22 protein-coding genes are annotated in these 19,562 nt (G+C 64.6%); 13 read left to right on the forward strand and 9 right to left on the reverse strand.

What is annotated here, in order from left to right; genetic code table 11:
- Positions 1-33: 33 nt before the first annotated feature.
- From accD to P9236_RS26290, 4 genes are all read right to left on the reverse strand, one after another.
- A complete protein-coding gene (gene accD / locus P9236_RS26275) occupies positions 34-960 on the reverse strand; it encodes an acetyl-CoA carboxylase, carboxyltransferase subunit beta (protein WP_278077547.1) in 927 nt (308 codons plus the stop codon).
- A 38-nt stretch (positions 961-998) separates the two neighbouring features.
- A complete protein-coding gene (gene trpA, locus P9236_RS26280) occupies positions 999-1,838 on the reverse strand; it encodes a tryptophan synthase subunit alpha (protein WP_278077548.1) in 840 nt (279 codons plus the stop codon).
- 2 nt (positions 1,839-1,840) lie between these two features.
- Positions 1,841-3,061: a tryptophan synthase subunit beta gene (gene trpB, locus P9236_RS26285; protein ID WP_278077549.1), complete on the reverse strand. Its 1,221-nt coding sequence runs from the start codon at positions 3,059-3,061 to the stop codon at positions 1,841-1,843.
- A gap of 83 nt (positions 3,062-3,144) precedes the next feature.
- On the reverse strand, positions 3,145-3,804 hold the full coding sequence (locus P9236_RS26290; RefSeq protein ID WP_278077595.1) for a phosphoribosylanthranilate isomerase: 660 nt from the start codon (positions 3,802-3,804) through the stop codon (positions 3,145-3,147).
- 110 nt (positions 3,805-3,914) lie between these two features.
- On the opposite strand from P9236_RS26290, the gene P9236_RS26295 reads away from it, so the two are divergent.
- On the forward strand, positions 3,915-4,133 hold the full coding sequence (locus P9236_RS26295) for a hypothetical protein (protein ID WP_278077550.1): 219 nt from the start codon (positions 3,915-3,917) through the stop codon (positions 4,131-4,133).
- Between the two features lie 201 nt (positions 4,134-4,334).
- Here the strand turns inward: P9236_RS26295 and P9236_RS26300 are convergent, their stop codons facing one another.
- The 4 genes from P9236_RS26300 to P9236_RS26315 all read right to left on the reverse strand — a co-directional run bounded on the left by P9236_RS26300 (position 4,335) and on the right by P9236_RS26315 (position 7,727).
- Positions 4,335-5,093, reverse strand: a complete 759-nt coding sequence (locus P9236_RS26300) for a M48 family metallopeptidase (RefSeq protein ID WP_278077551.1) — start codon at positions 5,091-5,093, stop codon at positions 4,335-4,337.
- Between the two features lie 120 nt (positions 5,094-5,213).
- Entirely contained in the window at positions 5,214-5,696 is a 483-nt protein-coding gene (locus P9236_RS26305; protein WP_278077552.1) for a DUF2852 domain-containing protein, read from the reverse strand.
- Between the two features lie 114 nt (positions 5,697-5,810).
- Positions 5,811-6,953 carry a benzoate/H(+) symporter BenE family transporter gene (locus tag P9236_RS26310; RefSeq protein ID WP_278077553.1) on the reverse strand — a complete coding sequence of 381 codons (1,143 nt, stop codon included), beginning with the start codon at positions 6,951-6,953 and terminating at the stop codon, positions 5,811-5,813.
- 3 nt (positions 6,954-6,956) lie between these two features.
- Positions 6,957-7,727: an alpha/beta hydrolase gene (locus P9236_RS26315; RefSeq protein ID WP_278077554.1), complete on the reverse strand. Its 771-nt coding sequence runs from the start codon at positions 7,725-7,727 to the stop codon at positions 6,957-6,959.
- A 227-nt stretch (positions 7,728-7,954) separates the two neighbouring features.
- On the opposite strand from P9236_RS26315, the gene infC reads away from it, so the two are divergent.
- From infC to P9236_RS26355, 8 genes are all read left to right on the forward strand, one after another.
- Positions 7,955-8,491, forward strand: coding sequence for a translation initiation factor IF-3 (infC, locus tag P9236_RS26320; RefSeq protein ID WP_126057137.1), 537 nt, complete (start codon positions 7,955-7,957; stop codon positions 8,489-8,491).
- A gap of 210 nt (positions 8,492-8,701) precedes the next feature.
- A complete protein-coding gene (locus P9236_RS26325) occupies positions 8,702-9,349 on the forward strand; it encodes an isoprenylcysteine carboxylmethyltransferase family protein (RefSeq protein WP_278077555.1) in 648 nt (215 codons plus the stop codon).
- A 182-nt stretch (positions 9,350-9,531) separates the two neighbouring features.
- On the forward strand, positions 9,532-9,735 hold the full coding sequence (rpmI, locus tag P9236_RS26330) for a 50S ribosomal protein L35 (RefSeq protein ID WP_027166935.1): 204 nt from the start codon (positions 9,532-9,534) through the stop codon (positions 9,733-9,735).
- Positions 9,736-9,771: 36 nt separating this feature from the next.
- Positions 9,772-10,173 carry a 50S ribosomal protein L20 gene (gene rplT, locus P9236_RS26335; protein ID WP_071100686.1) on the forward strand — a complete coding sequence of 134 codons (402 nt, stop codon included), beginning with the start codon at positions 9,772-9,774 and terminating at the stop codon, positions 10,171-10,173.
- 131 nt (positions 10,174-10,304) lie between these two features.
- Positions 10,305-11,432, forward strand: coding sequence for a phenylalanine--tRNA ligase subunit alpha (gene pheS / locus P9236_RS26340; RefSeq protein WP_278077596.1), 1,128 nt, complete (start codon positions 10,305-10,307; stop codon positions 11,430-11,432).
- Positions 11,429-11,866 (forward strand): GFA family protein, encoded by a 438-nt coding sequence (locus P9236_RS26345; RefSeq protein WP_278077556.1) that lies wholly within the window; start codon positions 11,429-11,431, stop codon positions 11,864-11,866. Before pheS ends, P9236_RS26345 begins: the two co-directional genes overlap by 4 nt.
- On the forward strand, positions 11,863-14,271 hold the full coding sequence (gene pheT, locus P9236_RS26350; RefSeq protein WP_278077557.1) for a phenylalanine--tRNA ligase subunit beta: 2,409 nt from the start codon (positions 11,863-11,865) through the stop codon (positions 14,269-14,271). Before P9236_RS26345 ends, pheT begins: the two co-directional genes overlap by 4 nt.
- A gap of 39 nt (positions 14,272-14,310) precedes the next feature.
- Positions 14,311-14,913, forward strand: coding sequence for a nucleotidyltransferase family protein (locus P9236_RS26355; protein ID WP_278077558.1), 603 nt, complete (start codon positions 14,311-14,313; stop codon positions 14,911-14,913).
- A 50-nt stretch (positions 14,914-14,963) separates the two neighbouring features.
- Here P9236_RS26355 and P9236_RS26360 read toward each other — a convergent pair whose 3' ends face one another.
- Entirely contained in the window at positions 14,964-15,959 is a 996-nt protein-coding gene (locus P9236_RS26360) for an aldo/keto reductase (protein ID WP_278077559.1), read from the reverse strand.
- Between the two features lie 96 nt (positions 15,960-16,055).
- Here P9236_RS26360 and P9236_RS26365 point away from each other — a divergent pair, with 96 nt between their 5' ends.
- The 4 genes from P9236_RS26365 to P9236_RS26380 all read left to right on the forward strand — a co-directional run bounded on the left by P9236_RS26365 (position 16,056) and on the right by P9236_RS26380 (position 19,544).
- Positions 16,056-16,946, forward strand: a complete 891-nt coding sequence (locus P9236_RS26365) for a LysR family transcriptional regulator (protein ID WP_278077560.1) — start codon at positions 16,056-16,058, stop codon at positions 16,944-16,946.
- Positions 16,947-17,251: 305 nt separating this feature from the next.
- Positions 17,252-17,821 carry a cytochrome b gene (locus P9236_RS26370; RefSeq protein ID WP_278077561.1) on the forward strand — a complete coding sequence of 190 codons (570 nt, stop codon included), beginning with the start codon at positions 17,252-17,254 and terminating at the stop codon, positions 17,819-17,821.
- Positions 17,822-17,888: 67 nt separating this feature from the next.
- Complete coding sequence (locus P9236_RS26375) at positions 17,889-18,464, forward strand: YceI family protein (protein WP_278077562.1); 576 nt, start codon at positions 17,889-17,891, stop codon at positions 18,462-18,464.
- 93 nt (positions 18,465-18,557) lie between these two features.
- The gene (locus P9236_RS26380; protein WP_278077563.1) at positions 18,558-19,544 is read left to right on the forward strand and encodes a Gfo/Idh/MocA family oxidoreductase; all 987 of its coding nucleotides are present in this window, start codon (positions 18,558-18,560) and stop codon (positions 19,542-19,544) included.
- Positions 19,545-19,562 lie beyond the last annotated feature (18 nt).

Genomic DNA, 19,562 nt, shown 5'->3' on the forward strand with positions numbered 1-19,562 from the left:
CCGCAATCGCGGTTCGCGGCGGACGATGTCGCGTCAGACCTGCGGCCGCGCTTCCGGTTGTGTCAGGGCCGGCGGCAGGATCTCCGGCTCGATCGGCTTCTCAGCCGCTGGAACCTTGAGCAGCATCTTCAGGAGCCGCGCGATCGTTGAGCGCATCTCAAGACGCGAGACCACCATGTCGACCATGCCGTGCTCCATCAGATATTCGGCGCGCTGGAAGCCGTCGGGCAGCTTCTCGCGGATGGTCTGTTCGATGACGCGCGGGCCGGCGAAGCCGATCAACGCGCCGGGTTCGGCAATGTGGACGTCGCCGAGCATGGCGTAGGACGCGGTGACGCCGCCCGTCGTCGGATTGGTGAGCACGACGATGTAGGGCAGGCCGGCTTCCTTCAGGCGGTCGACGCCGACCGTGGTGCGCGGCAATTGCATCAGCGAGAGAATGCCTTCCTGCATACGGGCGCCGCCCGAGGCGGCGAACAGGATCAGCGGCCGCCTGCGCTGCAGGGCGACCTCGAAGGCGTGGACAATGGCTTCGCCGGCGGCCATGCCGAGCGAGCCGCCCATGAAAGCGAAATCCTGCACGGTGACGATGACCGGCAGCCCGTCGATGGTGCCCGCGGCATTGAGGATAGCGTCTTCCAGGCTGGTCTTGGCCTTCGCCTCCTTCAGGCGGTCGGTGTAGCGCTTCTCGTCGCGGAACTTCAGCGGGTCCTGGACGACCTTGGGATTTTCCAGCGTCTCGTATTTGCCGTCGTCGAAGAAATATTTCAGCCGTTCCTTGGCCGAAATCTTCATGTGGTGGCCGGAAGCCGGGATGACGAACTGGTTGGATTCGAGGTCCTTGTGGAAGATCATCTCGCCGGTCTCGGGATCCTTGATCCAGAGGTTTTCCGGCATATCGGTGCGCCGGCCGAGCATCGAATTGATCTTCGGACGGACGTAGTTGGTGATCCAGTTCATGGCTTCGGCTCCTGTCCTGGAAGATAGACTTAAGAAGACTATTCGGCGGCAGCAAGGCGGGCCGAACGGACGCCCTGGGCAAGGCCGCTGACCAAGGTCGCGACGGCCTCGGCCGGATCGGCGGTCTTCTCGCCCTTGGGTCCGAGCACATTGGCGACCGCGTTGACGATCGCGGTGCCGACGACGACGCCGTCGGCCGAGGCGCCGATCACCCGGGCCTGCTCGGCGGTCTTGACGCCGAAGCCGACGCAGACCGGCAGCGCGGTATGACCCTTGATGCGCTTGACCGCCGCCGCGACCTTGGCGGTGTCGGCAAGGGCCGAGCCGGTGATGCCGGTCATCGATACGTAATAGACGAAGCCGGAGGTGTTTTCCAAAACCTTGGGCAGGCGCTTGTCGTCGGTGGTCGGCGTCGCCAGCCTGATGAAGTTGACGCCGGCCTTCAGCGCCGGGATGCAGAGCTCCTCGTCCATTTCCGGCGGCAGGTCGACGACGATCAGTCCGTCGATGCCGCTGGCCTTGGCATCGGCTAGGAAGCGATCGACGCCGTAGATGTAGATCGGGTTGTAGTAGCCCATCAGCACGATCGGCGTCTCGTTGTCGCCGGCGCGGAATTCGGCCGCCATCTTCAGCGTCTTGACCAGCGTCTGGCCGCCTTTCAGCGCCCTGAGGCCCGCCGCCTGGATGGCCGGACCGTCGGCCATCGGATCGGAGAACGGCATGCCGAGCTCGATGACGTCGGCGCCGGCGCCCGGCAGCGCCTTCATGATGGCCAAGGAGGTGCCGTAGTCCGGGTCGCCGCCCATGATGTAGGTGACCAAAGCCGGACGGCCCTCGGACTTGAGCTTCGCCATGCGGCGGTCGATGCGGGTCGTCATCGTCAGATCTCCATACCCAGCATCTTGGCCACCGTATGCACGTCCTTGTCGCCGCGGCCGGACAGGTTGACGATGACGATCTGGTCCTTGTCCATGTCCGGCACGATCTTCATGGCGTGGGCGATGGCGTGCGCCGATTCCAGGGCCGGGATGATGCCTTCGACGCGGGTCGTGAGCTGGAAGGCTTCCAGCGCCTCGTCATCGAGGATCGGCACATATTGGACGCGGCCCGAATCGCGCAGCCAGGAATGCTCGGGCCCGACGCCCGGATAATCGAGGCCGGCCGAGATCGAATGGCCGTCGAGGATCTGGCCGTCCGAGTTCTGCAAGAGATAGGTGCGGTTGCCGTGCAGCACACCGGGAGAGCCGGCGCTCATCGAGGCGCAGTGCTCGACGCCGTCGAGGCCGCGGCCGCCGGCCTCGACGCCGATGATGCGAACCTCACTGTCATCGAGGAAGGGATGGAAGAGGCCGATGGCGTTCGAGCCGCCACCGACGGCGGCGATGATGACATCCGGCAGCCGGCCTTCCTGCTCCAGCACCTGGGCACGCGCTTCCGTGCCGATCACCGACTGGAAGTCGCGCACCAGCTCCGGATAGGGATGCGGGCCGGCGGCGGTGCCGATCAGGTAATAGGTGTCCTCGACATTGGTGACCCAGTCACGAAGGGCTTCGTTCATGGCGTCCTTCAGCGTGCCGTGGCCGGCGGTGACCGGCCGCACCTCGGCGCCGAGCAGCTTCATGCGGAAGACGTTGGGGCTCTGGCGGGCAACGTCGGTGGCGCCCATGTAGACGACGCAAGGGTAGCCGAAGCGCGCCGCGACGGTTGCCGAGGCGACGCCGTGCTGGCCGGCACCGGTCTCGGCAATGATGCGCCGCTTGCCCATGCGCTTGGCGAGCAGGATCTGGCCGAGGCAATTGTTGATCTTGTGCGAGCCGGTATGGTTCAGGTCCTCGCGCTTGAAATAGACCTTGGCGCCGCCGAGATGCTTGGTCAGGCCCTCGGCGAAATAGAGCTTCGACGGCCGCCCGGCATAGTGCGTCGACAGATTCTGCAGCTCGGCCTTGAACTCCGGATCGTTCTTGGCCTTGTTCCATTGCCCTTCGAGATCGAGGATCAGCGGCATCAGCGTCTCGGCGACGAAGCGCCCGCCGAAAATGCCGAACATGCCCTGCTCGTCGGGCCCGGTGCGGAAGGAATTGGGCATAGCCGGCTTGTTCATCGCCGATCTCCTGGCATCTTATGTTTGAGCATGTCCCTATTGGAACCGGATTCTATTTTCCGGGACATGCTCGGTTAGGTTCCTCAGGCGGCGCGCTCGTCGCGCGCGGCCCTGACGGCCCGGAAAAACTGCTCGATCAGCGCCGGATCCTTGACGCCGGGAGCGCTTTCCACGCCCGACGAGATGTCTATTGCGGGCGGATTGGCCAGTCTCAGGGCATCGCCGACATTGGCGGCGTTGAGCCCCCCGGAAAGCATGTAATCGAGCCCGGCGTCAAGGCCGGCAAGGAGGCGCCAGTCGAAAGCGACGCCGTTGCCGCCCGGCAATTGCGATCCCTTGGGCGGCTTGGCGTCGAACATGAACCGGTCGGCAATGCCGATATAGGGCTTTATCCGGTCGAGATCCGCCGCGTCGCTGACCGACAGCACCTTTATCACCGGCAGGCCGTAGCGAGCCTTGAGCTCCGCCACCCTCTCGGGTGTTTCGCAACCGTGCAGCTGCAGCATATCCGGCTGCATCTTGGCGACGATCTCGTCGAGGAAGGCGTCGTCAGCGTCCACGGTGACGGCGACCGCCTTGGCCTTGCCGACGGCCGCGTGGCGCAGGCGGCCAGCTTCAGCCGGATCGACAAAGCGCGGGCTCTTGGTGAAGAAGATGAAGCCGACATGGCTGGCGCCGCCGGCCAGCGCGGCAGCCATCGCAGCGTCGGTCTTCAATCCGCAGATCTTGATGTCGAGCGTCATGGCGCGGAATTGGCACGAAACGGCCGAAGAGTCGAGAAAAAGCATGCTGTTGCCGGATGATCAGAAAGCGCTAACTTGAATTCAAGGCAATCCAGGCGGGAGCAGGAACCATGGCCGACCGAACCGTCGCCGAACTCAGGCAGAAGATCGCACAGGCGCGCGAGGTGATCGCGCATCTGATGGAGAATTCCGACTTCAACGGCGCCGAAGCGCACCGGGCGCTGGAATATTTCGGCAGCGACGGCTTCGACCAGAATTTTTTGCCCTGGCCGCATCCGGGGAAGGAAGGGCTGCGGCCGGAGGAACTCAACGCCGCGAATGACGATTGAGCGGTCAACGCCGGCGCGACCCCAGCACATCGTGGAAGGCCAGCGGGACAGCACCCCCCTCTGGCCTGCCGGCCATCTCCCCCGCAAGGGAGGAGATCAACAGCTTCGGCGCTTAGCCCTTCCTGCAACGCTTGAGATTGGCGAAAGCCGTGGCGATAGCCGATGAGGGGGGTGTGAAGGACCGCGACCTAGCCGTTTAAGCTACTCGAACACGATCGCCTGCAGCGCCCCGCCGTTGCGCTTCAGCCAGTCCTTGCAGCGGTCGGTGTCGGGGCAGAGCTTTTCGCACAATTTCCAGAATTTCGGACCGTGGTTCATCTCTTTCAGATGCGCCACCTCATGCGCCACCAGGTAATTGATGACCGGCGGCGGCGCCATCATGATGCGCCACGAGAAGGAGAGATTGCCCTCCGAGGTGCATGACCCCCAGCGGCTGGAGGTATCCTTGTAACGGATCGCCTTGGCGCGCTTGCCGATCGCCTCGGTGTGTTTCACCACCAGCTTCTCGATCTCGCGCTTGGCCTCGCGCTTGAGGTGATCGGCGATGCGGCGCGGCAGGTGAATGCGCTCGCCATGGACGATCAGCAGCGGGCCGCGATCATCACGCGCGATGGTGACCGTGCCGCGCTTTGCCGGCTCATGGACGATGCGATGCGGCACGCCCCGGATCGGGATCTTGATGCCCGGCCGCACCTGCGGACGCATCGGCACCTTGGCCAGACGCTGCTCCAGCCAGTCCTGATGGCGGTCGAGGAATTTCTCGACCTCGCCGCGCCGCAGGCCGGGCGGCACGGTGATGCGCAGGCCCTGGCCGCCGGAATCGATGCGCAGCGTCAGCCGCCTGGCCCTGGCGCTCTCGACGATCTTGAGCGGCAGCGTGCGGCCGGCGACGCAATGCTCGCGCTCCACGACGGGCGCGGGCTTGGGCTTGGTCAGATTGCGAAAGAAGCCGAGGGACATGGCTGGACGATACGCGATTCGAGGAAAACGGCCAGTGGAGTGAAGTTACATGGAGAACAAAAAAGAAACGGCGCCGCTCGCGCGACGCCGTTTTATCACGCCGAAACCTGTCGCGCGGCCTCAGTCGTCGAGCAGGTTCGTGCCCTTGCCGCGCTTCGGCCCTGTCGCTCCGGTCGAGCCGCCCGTGGCGGTCGGCGCGGTCGGCTTGTTGCGCTGAGCCATGAAGCGGTCGAACTCTTCCTGGTCCTTGGCGCGGCGCAGTTCGCGGGCATACTCGTCGAACTCGGTCAGCATTTCGTCGAGCTTGCGGCGCTCCTCGGCGAGGCGCTCGAGCTCCTTCTCGCGCCAGTCGTCGAAGGCGACGTTACCGGTGCGGGACGAGCCGTGGCCCCAGCGGGCGGCCTTGTCGGAGCCGCGGCGGCAGCCGGCGAAGATGCCGTCGGTGGCGCGGTTGACGTCACGCTTGAAGCCATCGAGCCGGTCGCCCCAGATGATGTAGGCGAGCATGGCGAAGCCGAGCGGCCAGAACACCATGAAGCCGATCACCATCAGCGCGATGGTCGCCGGCGTCCAGGCCGGACGGATCAATGCGGTTGTGTTCATTCTCCCAATCCTTCCGTTGGAGACAGCCAAACCGGCTGCGTGGAATCGAAATGGGAAGGCGAAATCGGCGATTCAAGGCAAGTCCGTCCAAAACCGGCGAAGCGGCTGAAATGATTATCGCTTTTTGAGTTTTTCGAGGAAAAGCACCACCATTCCGGCAACCAGGCCCCAAAACGCCGCGCCGACACCGAACAGCGTCAGGCCCGAGGCGGTCACCGCGAAGGTGACGGTGGCCGGCATGCGCTCGCCCGTGTCATGGAGAGCGATCGAAAGCGCGTTGGCCAAAGGCGCCATCAGCGCCAGTCCGGCGACCAGCACGATCAGGCTCTGCGGCAGGACGGCGAAGATCGCCACCAGCGAGGCGCCGAAGATGGCGAAGACCAGGTAGGCGAGCGCATAGAACGGCCCGGTCTTCCAACGCTCGGCGGGGTCGGGATGGACGTCCGGGCCGGTGCAGATCGCCGCCGAGATGGCCGCCAGATTGGTGGTCGAGGCGCCGAACGGCGCCGAGAGCAGCGAAAACAGGCCGGTGACGCCGATCAGCGGGCCGGGCTCCGGGTGGTAGCCGGCGGCTTTCAGGACGGCGAGGCCGGACAGGTTTTGCGAGGCCATGGTGACGAGGTAGAGCGGCAAGGCCAGCCCAACGATCGCCGAGGCGGTGAACTGCGGCGCAACCAGTGTCAGCGTCGACAGTTCAGGCGCCGGCAGGCCGCCGACGCGCCCGGTGAGGAAGGCGGCGAGGCCGCCGCCGATCAACACCACCAGCACCGACAATGCCGGATTGAACAGCCGGATGACGAAGAAGGCGGCGATCAGCGGCAAGATCAGCCACGGATCGGCGGGGATGGCCTTCACCGCATTGACGGCGAAGCCGACCAGGATGCCGGCGAGCATGCCGGAAGCCACCGAGGCCGGAATCATCGCGATCAGCCGGGTCAGCGGCTTGAACAGGCCGGTGGCAATCAGAAGGATGCCGGTGACGATGAAGGCACCGACGGCTTCCGCCATGGTGAAGCCGCTGGAGGCGGCAATCAGCGCCAGTCCCGGCGTCGACCAGGCGGTGATGACCGGCATCTTGGTGCGCCAGGACAGCCACAGGCATTCGATCGCCATGGCCAGGCAGATCGCCGTCACGCCGCTTGCGGTCTCGATCTGCGTGGCGCCGACCGCCTTGGCCGCGGCGATGACGATGGCTAAAGTGCCGCCAAAGCCGACGATCGCCGCGACGAAGGCGGATATGGGGATGGAAATGCGCATGGTTCAAGCGACCCGCTTGACCATGTCGCCGACGGCGCGGAGCAGCATGTCGAGATCCTCGGGGCGGGACAGACGATGATCGCCGTCGGGAATCAGCGACAGCGTGACGTCGTCGGCCGGCAAAAGCGCGGCGAGCTTCAGCGCATGGCCGGACGGCACGTCGGGATCGGCCAGGCCCTGCAGGATGTGTACCGGGCAGTGGGTGTCGATCGGCCCGGCCATCACCCGGTTCGCCCGGCCGTCCTCAATCAGCGCGCGCGTGTAGATATAGGGCTCGTCCGAATAGTCGGACGGTTCGGCGAAAAATCCCTTTTTCGAAAGATCGCGCTTCTGCGCCTTGGTCAGCACCGGTTCGATCAGCTCGATCGTGAAGTCCGGCGCCGGCGCAAGCAGCACGAGGCCGGCCACGCGATCCTCGCCCGCCTTGCGCAGTTCCTGAACCATGCGCAACGCTATCCACGCCCCCATCGAGGAGCCGACCAGGATCTGCTTGCCCTTGCTGAAGCGGCGGAAGACTGCAAGGCTCTCGGCCAGCCATTTCGAGATCGTGCCGTCGGCGAAATCGCCGCCGGATTCGCCGTGGCCGGAATAGTCGTGGCGCAGATAGGCGCGGCCTTCGCGGACCGTCCAGGCCGACAGCGCCTCGGCCTTGGTGCCCAGCATGTCGGACCTGTAGCCGCCCAGCCAGACGATGCCCGGTGCCGAGCCCGGCACCTGCCTGACGGCGATCTCTGCCCCGTCCACGTCGATGAAAACTGGTGCGCTGGCGTTCATGACATCATCCTTCCCGGGCGGTCTTTTGGCACGACCGGCGGTTCGTGGAAAAGTGCTCGCGACGTTTCTTTGCTTGGTGCAGACGATGGCGGCTTCCAGGTCAAGCTTTGAGGTGATTTCCTGGTGAGGCTGTGCTATTGACTCCGGCCGCGCGCTCACCACATAGGCGCGTCCAAGGACTTGAATCCAAAGAAACCCTGAACGAAACGGCCGAGGAGACCACGACCATTCGCAGACCTTTCAAAGCAGCGGCCCCCACCAAGGACGGTCCGCGCTCCAACCGAGACATCCGGGTTCCCCGGGTCCAGCTCATCGACGCCGAAGGCCAGAACCGTGGCGAAGTTTCCATCAACGACGCATTGCTGCTCGCCGAAGAGGCTGGGCTCGATCTCGTCGAGATATCGCCCAACGCGCAGCCGCCCGTCGTAAAAATCCTCGATCTCGGCAAGCTGAAATACGCCAACCAGAAGAAGGCGGCCGAAGCGCGCAAGAACCAGAAGGTCATCGAGATCAAAGAGATCAAGATGCGCCCGAACATCGACAGCCATGACTACGAGACCAAGATGAAGGCCGTGCGGCGCTTCTTCGAGGAAGGCGACAAGGTCAAGCTGACGCTGCGCTTCCGCGGCCGCGAGATGGCGCATATGGAGCTCGGCATGCAGCTCCTGAACAAGGTCCGCGAGGAAGTGGCGCCGATCGCCAAGGTCGAGGCCGAGCCGAAGCTCGAAGGCCGCCAGATGATGATGGTGCTGGCGCCCCGCTGACAGGGCGCCTTCCTTTTCATCCAGGAACCATTCCGGCGCGACCGATGCAATCCGTCGCGCCGATCACGGTTTCGAGAAAGAGAATTGACCGGCCGGCGCGGCTTCGGGCTCTAAAATCCGCCCGAATTGCCGCGCACGGCGACCCGACGATCGGCGGGGCGCCCGTTTTCTATCCGATCGCCGGCAAAGAAAGCGACGATCGGATTGGCCATGGTCGATGAAACGAAGGTCCCGCCCGACAACCAGATGGAGGGGTTGGGCGGCTATCAATATATGCGTCGCGTCGTGCTGGCCGTGCTCATCGTGGTGCTGTTTGCGGCACTCTTGTTCGGCCAGTCGACGTTCCCTCCCGACACACCGATGCACGAGTCGATCGAGATGTTCGGCGTGCTGCTGATCTTCCTCGGCGTCGTCGGGCGCTTGTGGTCCACGCTCTATATCGGTGGCCGCAAATCCTCCGAGGTGGTCACCGGCGGGCCCTATTCGATCACCCGCAACCCGCTTTATCTGTTTTCGACCGTGGCGGCCGCCGGTGTCGGCGCGCAGATCGGCTCGTTCTCCGGCATCATCCTCTTCGCGCTCCTGTGCGCCGGCGCCTTCCACATCGTCATCCTGCGCGAGGAGCGCTATCTCAAGGAAGTGCTCGGCGCTCCCTACAAAGCCTATCTGGCGAAGGTGCCGCGCTTCTTTCCCAACCTTTCGCTCTACCAGGAAGGCGATACCGGCAGCTTCAAGCCGCGCCTGCTGTTGAACACGTTGCTCGACGGATTGGTGTTCCTGGTGGCGCTGCCGGCCTTCGAACTGATCGACGGCGCGCAGCAATCAGGTGTGCTGCCGGTGCTCTTCCGCCTACCCTGATCACGGACAGCGCGTCGCATCCTTGCAGGTGTTGCGCGCAAGCCGTCTTTGATCTATAGGACCGCCGTCTAAAGAAAACCGCCCGGCAGGGCATGCCGTGGCGGTTTCATTTGCTTTTCGGGCTTTGGTCGGCCCGAAGCGATATCGGCTCGATCGTGAGCCACCATGAAAGGATAAGCAAAATGCCCAAGATGAAGACCAAATCGGCCGCCAAGAAGCGGTTCAAGATTACTGCCACCGGCAAGGTGCTGTCGGCTGCCGCCGGCAAGCGCCATGGCATGATCAAGCGTTCCAACAAGTTCATTCGCGATGCCCGCGGCACGATGGTTCTGGCTGAACCGGACGGCAAGAAGGTCATCAAGAATTTTCTGCCGAACGGCCTCTAAAGCATTCGGTCTGGATAAGTTTAAGGAGATCATGACATGGCACGCGTAAAGAGAGGCGTCACCGCCCACGCCAAGCACAAGAAGGTTCTGAAAGCCGCCAAGGGCTTCTACGGCCGCCGCAAGAACACCATCCGCATCGCCAAGCAGGCGGTGGAGAAGTCGCTGCAGTATGCCTATCGCGACCGCAAGAACCGCAAGCGCTCGTTCCGCGCGCTGTGGATCCAGCGCATCAACGCGGCGGTGCACGAGCATGGCCTGACCTATGGCCGCTTCATCGACGGCCTCAACAAGGCCGGCATCGAGATCGACCGCAAGATCCTTTCGGACATGGCCATCCACGAGCCGCAGGCTTTCGCAGCCCTGGTCGCCAAGGCCAAGGTCGCGCTCGAATATCTGAAGAACACCACGCCGAATGCTTTTGAGAGCGCTGTCGCCTAAGCCAGCGCTTCCCAAGCATACGCAAATCTGATTTTGGGGAACCCGCGCTGGCACGGCTGGCGCGGGTTTTTCTTATGCCTGATGCAACCAAATTTGTTCCTGATGTAACCAAGATGGCACCGCACAGCGCGATGCCGGTTACCCATCGAGAGAGTTTCGCCGTGAACGCCACCGCTGGAAATCTTGAAACCCTTGAAGCTTCCCTGCTTGCCGACATCGCGGCCGCGGCCGACGAGCAGGCGATCGAGGCGGTGCGCGTCTCGGCGCTGGGCAAGAAAGGCTCGGTCTCCGAAATGCTGAAGACGCTCGGCGCCATGAGTGCCGAGGAACGGCAGGTGAAAGGCCCCGCGATCAACGGGCTGAAGAACCGCGTCACCGAGGCGCTGACGGCGCGCAAGGCGGAGCTGAAGGACGTGGCGATCGCCGCACGGCTCGCCGCCGAGACGGTCGACGTGACGCTGCCTGTGCGGCAATCGCCGGCCGAGCGCGGCCGCATCCATCCGATCAGCCAGGTGATCGACGAGATCGCGGCGATCTTCGGCGACCTCGGCTTCTCGATCGCCGAAGGTCCCGACATCGAGACCGACTATTACAACTTCACGGCCCTGAACTTCCCGCACGGCCATCCGGCGCGCGAGATGCACGACACCTTCTTCTTCCAGCCGGACGAGAAGGGCGAGCGCAAGCTGTTGCGCACGCACACCTCGCCGGTGCAGATCCGTACCATGGAGGGGCAGAAGCCGCCGATCCGCATCGTCATCCCCGGCAAGACCTACCGGCAGGATTCAGACGCCACGCACTCGCCGATGTTCCATCAGGTCGAGGGGCTGGTGATCGACAGATCAGCCAACATCGCCAACATGAAGTGGGTGCTGGAGGAGTTCTGCAAGGCCTTCTTCGAGGTGCCGAGCGTCAAGATGCGCTTCCGGCCGTCCTTCTTCCCGTTCACGGAACCCAGCCTCGAGGTCGACATCCAGTGCGACCGCTCGCGTCCGGGCGAAGTGCGCTTCGGCGAAGGTTCCGACTGGATGGAGATCCTGGGCTGCGGCATGGTGCACCCCAACGTGCTGCGCCACGGCGGGCTCGATCCCGACGAATACCAGGGCTTCGCCTGGGGCATGGGCATCGACCGCATCGCCATGCTGAAATACGGCATGCCGGACCTGCGCGCCTTCTTCGACGCCGACGTGCGCTGGCTCACGCATTACGGCTTCCGTCCGCTCGACCTGCCGACGCTGTTCGGGGGGCTCTCGACGTGACCGCCCCGCACACCGGCGGCTGCCGCTGCGGCGCGGTGCGGTTCGAGGCGTCAGCCGAGCCGCACCACATCAGCTATTGCCATTGCGGCGATTGCCGGCGCGCCAGCGGCGCGCCGGTGTCGGCCTTCGTCGGCTTCATGGCCGACCAGGTCGCTCTCGAAGGCAAGTCGCTGAAGGCCTACCGGAACGGCCCGGTGGAGCGCTCCTTCTGCGGCATCTGCGGCTCGCCCGTCGCCTATAGCGACGAGCGTCTCAACGGCCACATCTACTTCATGCTCGGCGCCATGGACATGCCGGCCTATTTCAAGCCGACCCTGCATGCCTATGTGCGCGAGCAACTGCCCTTCCTGCATATGCCTGACGACCTGCCGCGGCATCTCAAGACCAGCGTGCCCAGGCCATCATCGTCTAACCCAGACGGAACACAGTCATGAAATTCACCCTCTCCTGGCTCAAGGACCATCTCGAGACCGACGCTTCGCTTGCCGAGATCGTCGAAAGGCTGACAGCGATCGGCCTCGAAGTCGAACATGTCGACGACAAGGCGAGCCTGAAGCCCTTCGTCATCGCCAAGGTGCTGACGGCAGTCCAACACCCGGACGCCGATCGCCTGCGCGTGCTCACCGTCGACACCGGCGACGGCAAGCCGCCGGTGCAGGTGGTGTGCGGGGCGCCGAATGCGCGGGCCGGCCTGATCGGCGCTTTCGCCGCGCCCGGCACTTATATCCCTGGCATCGACGTGACGCTCTCGGTCGGCAAGATCCGCGGCGTCGAGAGCCACGGCATGATGTGCTCGGAGCGCGAGCTGCAGCTGTCCGACGAGCACACCGGCATCATCGATTTGCCTGAGGACGCTCCAATCGGCACCAGCTTCGCGGCTTACGCGCATCTCGACGATCCGGTGATCGAGATCAATCTGACGCCGAACAGGCCGGACGCGACCAGCGTCTATGGCATCGCGCGCGACCTCGCGGCGAGCGGGCTCGGCCGCCTCACCGGCGGCGCGATCATGCCGCATGCCGGCAACGGCATGTGCCCGGTCAAGGTCAAGATCGAGGCGCCGGAACTCTGCCCCGGCTTCGCGCTGACGCTGGTGAAGGGCGTGAAGAACGGCCCGTCGCCGAAATGGCTGCAACAGCGGCTGATCGCGATCGGGCTGCGCCCGATCAGCGCGCTGGTCGACATCACCAACTACGTCACCTTCGACCGCGGCCGGCCGCTGCATGTCTTCGACGCCAACAAGGTCGCCGGCAACCTCGTCGTGCGCCGTGCCAGGGACGGCGAGAAGGTGCTGGCGCTCGACGGGCGCGAATACGCGCTGACGCCGGAAATGTGCGTGATCGCCGACGACAACGGCGTCGAATCGATCGCCGGCATCATGGGCGGCGAGCATTCGGGCTGCGACGAGAACACCATCAACGTGCTGATCGAATCGGCGCTCTGGGACCCGATCACGACGGCCCGCACCGGCCGCACGCTCGGCATCGTCAGCGATGCCCGCTACCGCTTCGAGCGCGGCGTCGATCCCGAATTCATGGTGCCGGGCGTCGAGCTCGCGACCAAGCTGGTGATCGATTTCTGCGGCGGCACGCCGACGGAAATCGAAGTGGCGGGCTATGCCGGCCACAAGCCGAAGATCATCTTCTTCCCGCTCTCGGAGGTGAAGCGGCTGACCGGCATCGAGGTGCCAAGGGAGGAAGCGCTCGCTATCCTGACCCGCCTCGGCTTCGAGCCGCGCAGCTCGGGCGACGCCGCCGAGGTGAAGGTGCCGTCCTGGCGGCCGGATGTCGACGGCAAGGCCGACCTCGTCGAGGAGGTGATGCGCATCCACGGCGTCGACAACATCCTGGCCCAGCCGCTGACCTCGCATGACGCGGTCAACGGCAAGATCCTGACCACGCTGCAAGTGCGCACCCGCGCGGCGAAGCGCGCGCTTGCGGTGCGCGGCATGATGGAGGCGGTCACCTGGTCGTTCATCCCGGCGAAGCACGCCGAACTGTTCGGCGGCGGCCAGAATGCGTTGAAGCTCGCCAACCCGATCGCCGCCGACATGTCCGACATGCGGCCCTCGCTGCTGCCGGGGCTGATCAGCGCCGCGCAGCGCAACGCCGATCGCGGCATCGGCGACGTGGCGCTGTTCGAGGTCTCCGGCACCTATGAAGGCGACATGGCCGACCAGCAGCGGCGCGTTGCCGCCGGTGTCAGGCGCGGCACGGCCAAGCTCGACGGTTCCGGCCGCAGCTGGGCCGGCAATGCCGGACCGGTCGGCGTGTTCGACACCAAGGCGGATGCGATCGCGGCGCTCGAAGCCTGCGGCGCGCCGGTCGACCGACTGCAGATCGAGCCCGGCGGCCCTGCCTGGTATCATCCCGGACGCTCCGGCACGATCAAGCTCGGGCCGAAGACCGTGCTCGGTACCTTCGGCGAATTCCATCCGAAGACGCTCGAAGTTCTCGACGTTGCCGGACCGCTGTGCGGCTTCGAGGTCTATGTCGATGCCGTGCCGGAACCGAAGGCCAAGCCGACGCGCACCAAGCCGAAGCTCGAGCTTTCTCCCTTCCAGGCGGTGAAGCGCGACTTCGCCTTCGTCGTCGACAGGTCGGTCGAAGCCGGCACGCTGGTGCGGGCGGCTTTAGCCGCCGACAAGAAGCTGGTCACCGGCGTTTCGGTGTTCGACGTCTTCGAAGGCGCTGCGCTGGGTGCGGCCAAGAAGTCGATCGCCATCGAGGTGTCGATCCAGCCGGTCGAAAAGACTTTGACCGACGAGGATTTCGAGGCGCTCGCAAAACGCATCATCGAGAACGTCAACAAGCAGACAGGCGGCGTGCTGCGCGCGTAGAGCATTGCGGAGCGATCGCGAATCGCCCTCCAAAGGGCGATGAACCATCTCCGCTATTCCGGCCTTGCCTTCGAAGAGCAGCGCGCAGCCTTCCTCGCCATCGTCGCGGCCGACCCGCTGCTCAATGAGACGCTGGCGCGCGTGCGCGCGCTGGCGCTGCCGGATTGGCTGGTGGTCTCGGGCGCGCTCTACAACAGCGTCTGGAACCACCTGACCGCCAAACCGCCGGGCTACGGCATCAAGGATGTCGACCTGTTCTATTTCGACGACGCCGACCTCTCCTACGAGGCCGAGGACGCGGTGATCCGCCGCGCGGCGCGGCATTTCGAGGGGCTGGCGCTGCCGGTCGAGGTGCGCAACCAGGCGCGCGTGCATCTGTGGTATCCGGTGAAGTTCGGGCAGGAATGCCCGCGCTACACGAGCGCGAGAGAATCCATCAGCTATTTCGCCTCGAAGACGCATGCGGTCGGGGTGCGTTATGGCGAGGACGGCGGGCTGGAACTCGTTGCGCCGTTCGGGCTCGACGACATTTTCTCGTTCCGCATCGTGCCGAACCGGGTGCTGGACAATCGGCGGACCCATGAGGCGAAGGGGAGAAGGGCGCAGGAGTACTGGCCGGAGATTGAGGTGGTGCCTTGGTAGGGATGTCGGCGCGACCTCTCGACAGCAGGAGCGCTATGCGCCCCTGCTGCTCACCCGTTCACCAGCGCCAGCAGTTCTTCGGTATAGCGCTTGCCGACCACCTTGTCGGGCGACAGCGCGTCGCCGATCGCCGCAACCTCGGCGGCGCTCAGCTCGATCCCGGCCGTCGCCGTGTTCTGCTCCAGATGGCGGATCTTTCGCGCGCCGGGGATCGGCACGATGAAATCGCCCTGGTGCAGCACCCAGGCGAGCGCCAGCTGCGCCGGCGTCACGCCCTTCTCGGCCGCCATCTTCTCCAGCACCGCGATGACGGCGTTGTTGGCTTCCATGGCTTCGGCCTGGAAGCGCGGCAGGCCGAGCCGCCAGTCGCCGGCGCCGAGCACATCCGGTTTGGCGATGGTGCCGGTGAGCAGGCCGCGGCCGAGCGGGCTGTAGGGGACGAAGCCGATGCCAAGCTCGCGGCAGATGGCGAAGACCTCGTCCTCCGGGTCGCGGCTCCACAGCGAATATTCGCTCTGCACGGCGGCTATCGGATGCACGGCATGCGCACGACGCAGCGTCGCTCCGCTCACTTCCGACAGGCCCAGCGCCCGCACCTTGCCTTCGCGCACCAGTTCGGCCATGGCGCCGACCGTGTCCTCGATCGGGACGTTCGGATCGACGCGATGCTGGTAGTAGAGGTCGATCACGTCGGTATCGAGGCGCTTCAGCGAGGCTTCCGCCACCGCCTTGACGTGCTCGGGGTGGCTGTCGACGCCGATCATGCGGTCGGTGCCCGAACCGTGCTCGGAAATCTTGAAGCCGAATTTGGTGGCGATGGTGACCTTGTCACGCACCGGCTTCAGCGCCTTGCCGAGCAGGATCTCGTTCTCGAAAGGCCCATAGACCTCAGCAGTGTCGAAGAAATTGACGCCGATCTCGACGGCGCGGCGCAGCGTGGCGATCGCCTCAGCCTCGGGCTGGCCGCCATAGCCGAAGCTCATGCCCATGCAGCCAAGGCCGACGGGGAAGACTTCGAGTTCAGTTCCTAGCTTGCGGGTTTGCATAGCGCATCTCCTTGTTGCGATATGCAGGAGATAGCGCCTCGCAGAGCGTTCGATAATTCTGTCTCTTTTGCACGACTTGCTCTATAAAACAGATCAATGAACCGCGCCAACCTATCCCAACTCGCCGTGCTCGCCACCGTCGCGCAATGCGCCAGTTTTCGCGGTGCCGCGCGCGAGCTCGGCGTTGCGCCGTCGGCGGTCAGCCACGCGGTGTCGAGCCTGGAAGCAAGGCTCGGCGTGCGTCTTCTGGCACGCAGCACGCGCAGCGTAGCGCCGACCGAAGAAGGCGCGCAGCTGCTCGAACGGCTGCGGCCGGCGCTGTCCGAGATCGACCTGGCGCTGGAGAGCGCGGTCGAGGCGCGCGACCGGCCTGCCGGCAACCTGCGGCTGACCGTGCCGCGCACCGCCGCGCATCTGGTGCTGACGCCACGACTCGCCGCCTTTGCCGCCGCCTATCCCGACATCGTACTGGAGATCGCCATAGAAGACCGTTTCACCGATATGGTCGAGGGCGGCTTCGACGCGGGCGTGCGGCTCGGCGAGAGCCTGCAGCGCGACATGATCGCGGTGCGCATCGGGCCAGACATTCGTGGCGCGGTGGTCGGCGCGCCCTCCTATTTCGCTGCCATGCCGAAACCGCGTCATCCGCGCGAGCTCGCCGACCATCGCTGCCTGCGCTTTCGCTTCTCCAGCGGCATTCTTTACCGCTGGGAATTCGAAAAGGATGGCGAGGAGATCGAAATCGCGGCGCAGGGGCCGCTGATCCTCGACGAGGACCATCTGATCGCGCAAGCGGCGGTCGACGGCGCCGGGCTTGCCTTCGTCTTCGAGCCCTATGTCCGGGCTGCACTTGCCGACGGAAGGCTGATCCGGGTGCTGGAGGACTGGTGTCCGGCCTTCGACGGCTTCTTCGTCTACTATCCGAGCCGCCGCCAGATGCGGCCGGCGCTCAGGGCCTTCGTCGATTTCTTCAGGGTGAGCGGATAGTGGGGCGATCGCAAAACAAAGCGGTCACTTCGGTTTGCATTCAACTTTACCGACGTTTGTGCTGCCCCTCACCTGCCTGCCGGCATCCTCTCCCCGTATAGTGACGGGGAGAGGGGCGCTCTCTTCGATGATTTCGCCAATTTCGAACGTTGCAAGAAAGGCGCCGAGGCTGCAGTCCATCCCTTCTCCCCGTTCTTCACGGGGAGAAGGTGCCGGCAGGCGGATGAGGGGCAGCGCCTACATCGACAATAGCTCCTCTGGGATGCAGGTTGGACGAAAGCGATCATCACTGGCGTTCTTCGACCATGCAGTCCATCATCAACACCACCACCCGCTACGGCTGGGCCGCAATCATCCTCCACTGGCTGATTGGCATCATCTTCATCGGCCAGTTCGTGCTCGGCTTCGCGATGATGCGGATCGAAAGCCAGCGGACGTCCTTCGAGCTGATCCAGCTGCACAAATCCTTCGGCTTCCTGCTGCTTGGCCTCATCATCTTGCGCATTGCCTGGCGGCTCGGCAATGCGGTGCCGGCACTCCCGCCTTCGGTGGGAACATTGGAGCGCAAGGCGGCGCCGCTAGCGCATTTCGCGCTCTATGCCTTCCAGGTCGCCCTGCCGCTCTCCGGCTGGGCGCTGGTTTCGGTCTCGACGCTGGAAATCCCGACAATGCCGTTCAACCAGTTCGTCATGCCCAACCTGCCGCTCACCGAATCCGACGCCGCCGAGAGCTTCTGGTCGGCAACGCATTGGTATCTCGCCTATGCCGGCATCGCGCTGGTGGCGTTGCATATGGCGGCGGCGCTTCGCCACCATTTCCTGCTGCGCGACAGCGTGCTCACGCGTATGATCACACCTTCGTCAGCCCGGGAATAGAGCGGGCCGCCCGTTCGTTGGTGGCGGGAAGACAGCAATGCGCTGGCTCAGGATAGGATACATTTCCATGCATACGCGCATCCTCGGATTGGCGGCTGTTGCCGCTTGCCTTGCCATGCCCGTCTACGCGGCAGTGGCGCTCAGCGAGGCCGCCGGCAGCTACACGATCAGCCCGTCGGCCTCCTCGATACGCTTCACCATCGGCAAGGCCGGCGGCGGCGGCTTCGACGGCGCTTTCGGCCGCTTCAAGGGCACGATCCGCATCGACAACGGCGATGTCAGCCGCTCGAAGGTTGACCTCACCATCTATCCCGAAAGCGTCGGCACCGGCCAGGGCCGCATCGACGCGTTCCTGCGCTCCGACGCGGTCTTCGACGCGGCCAACAGCCCGGAGATCCAGTTCCGCTCCACAAACGTGACACGCACCGGCGACACGACGGCCCTGGTCACCGGCCGTCTGACAGCCCGCGGCAAGACGTTTTCGGAAAAGTTCACCGCCGAGCTGGGTGGATTGAAGTCAGGGACCATCAAGTTCCACGTTACCGGCAAGGTGCTGCGCTCGCGCTACGGCATGGATGTCGGCACGCCGCTTTATTCCAACGTCGTCGACTTCGACATGACGCTGACGGGCAGAAGGGGTTAGCCGCTGCAGGACGTTCCTCGCTGGCGCACTGCATTGGCTTTTCTCCAGAATTGGGGCACACCTCCATCGACGTAACCGAGATGGAGAAGCACAATGTTCCGATGGGGTGTTCTGTCGACCGCCAAGATCGGCCGCGAGCAGCTTTTGCCGGCGATCGTGGACTCGGAAAACGGCGTGCTCTCGGCGATCGCCAGCCGCGATCTGTCGAAGGCCCGCGCGCTTGCCGACCGCTTCGGCGCCCGCCATGCTTTCGGTTCCTATGAGGAATTGCTCGCTTCCAAGGAGGTCGACGGCGTCTATATCCCACTGCCCACCTCGCAGCATGTCGAGTGGACGGCGAAGGCGATCCAAGCGGGAAAACATGTGCTGGTCGAAAAGCCCCTGGCGCTCGACGCCAAGGACATTCCGCCGCTGATCAAGCTGCGCGATGAGAAGAAGGTGCTGGTCTGCGAGGCCTTCATGGTCACCTACCATCCGCAATGGATCAAGGTGCGCGACCTCATCGCCAGCGGCGCCATCGGCCGGCTGCGCCATGTGCAGGGCGCGTTTTCCTACTACAATGTCGACCCGAAGAACATGCGCAACCAGCTCGATCTCGGCGGCGGCGCGCTGCCCGATATCGGCGTCTATCCGACGGTGTCGACACGGTTTTCGACCGGCAAGGAGCCGATCCGCGTTCAGGCCAATATCGAGCGCGACAAGACTTTCGGCACCGACATCTATTCCTCGATCCGCGCCGATTTCGGCGACTTCGAACTGTCCTTCTATCTTTCGACGCAGATGGCGGCGCGCCAGGTGATGGTGTTCCACGGGGAGAAGGGTTTCATCGAGGTGTTTGCTCCATTCAATGCCGGGCTCTACGACCATCACCGCATCGAATTGCACAACCAGAACCACACCGAGGCGCAGGTGTTCCGCTTCCCCGGCACGCAGCAATACCGGCTCGAGTGCGAAGCCTTCGTGCGCGCCGCCCAAGGCGGCAAGGACCGCGTCTTCACGCTGGAGGAATCGGTGCTCAACCAGAAGGTCATCGACGCCATCTTCCGCGCCGGCAACAAGGACGGCTGGGAACCAGTCTGAGAGCTCGCCAAAGGACGG

Source organism: Mesorhizobium sp. WSM4884 (assembly GCF_029625675.1).
In the GTDB taxonomy this organism is placed as follows: Bacteria; Pseudomonadota; Alphaproteobacteria; order Rhizobiales; family Rhizobiaceae; genus Mesorhizobium.

Coding starts and splice junctions, on each gene's coding strand:
- pheS (WP_278077596.1), top strand. CDS start 10,305: ATGCCGGTTACCCATCGAGAGAGTTTCGCCGTGAACGCCACCGCTGGA.
- P9236_RS26355 (WP_278077558.1), top strand. CDS start 14,311: ATGAACCATCTCCGCTATTCCGGCCTTGCCTTCGAAGAGCAGCGCGCA.
- P9236_RS26375 (WP_278077562.1), top strand. CDS start 17,889: ATGCATACGCGCATCCTCGGATTGGCGGCTGTTGCCGCTTGCCTTGCC.
- rpmI (WP_027166935.1), top strand. CDS start 9,532: ATGCCCAAGATGAAGACCAAATCGGCCGCCAAGAAGCGGTTCAAGATT.
- pheT (WP_278077557.1), top strand. CDS start 11,863: ATGAAATTCACCCTCTCCTGGCTCAAGGACCATCTCGAGACCGACGCT.
- P9236_RS26310 (WP_278077553.1), bottom strand. CDS start 6,953: ATGCGCATTTCCATCCCCATATCCGCCTTCGTCGCGGCGATCGTCGGC.
- P9236_RS26295 (WP_278077550.1), top strand. CDS start 3,915: ATGGCCGACCGAACCGTCGCCGAACTCAGGCAGAAGATCGCACAGGCG.
- trpA (WP_278077548.1), bottom strand. CDS start 1,838: ATGACGACCCGCATCGACCGCCGCATGGCGAAGCTCAAGTCCGAGGGC.
- accD (WP_278077547.1), bottom strand. CDS start 960: ATGAACTGGATCACCAACTACGTCCGTCCGAAGATCAATTCGATGCTC.
- P9236_RS26290 (WP_278077595.1), bottom strand. CDS start 3,804: ATGACGCTCGACATCAAGATCTGCGGATTGAAGACCGACGCTGCGATG.
- trpB (WP_278077549.1), bottom strand. CDS start 3,061: ATGAACAAGCCGGCTATGCCCAATTCCTTCCGCACCGGGCCCGACGAG.
- P9236_RS26365 (WP_278077560.1), top strand. CDS start 16,056: ATGAACCGCGCCAACCTATCCCAACTCGCCGTGCTCGCCACCGTCGCG.
- P9236_RS26370 (WP_278077561.1), top strand. CDS start 17,252: ATGCAGTCCATCATCAACACCACCACCCGCTACGGCTGGGCCGCAATC.
- P9236_RS26325 (WP_278077555.1), top strand. CDS start 8,702: ATGGTCGATGAAACGAAGGTCCCGCCCGACAACCAGATGGAGGGGTTG.
- P9236_RS26315 (WP_278077554.1), bottom strand. CDS start 7,727: ATGAACGCCAGCGCACCAGTTTTCATCGACGTGGACGGGGCAGAGATC.
- rplT (WP_071100686.1), top strand. CDS start 9,772: ATGGCACGCGTAAAGAGAGGCGTCACCGCCCACGCCAAGCACAAGAAG.
- P9236_RS26360 (WP_278077559.1), bottom strand. CDS start 15,959: ATGCAAACCCGCAAGCTAGGAACTGAACTCGAAGTCTTCCCCGTCGGC.
- P9236_RS26300 (WP_278077551.1), bottom strand. CDS start 5,093: ATGTCCCTCGGCTTCTTTCGCAATCTGACCAAGCCCAAGCCCGCGCCC.
- P9236_RS26305 (WP_278077552.1), bottom strand. CDS start 5,696: ATGAACACAACCGCATTGATCCGTCCGGCCTGGACGCCGGCGACCATC.
- P9236_RS26380 (WP_278077563.1), top strand. CDS start 18,558: ATGTTCCGATGGGGTGTTCTGTCGACCGCCAAGATCGGCCGCGAGCAG.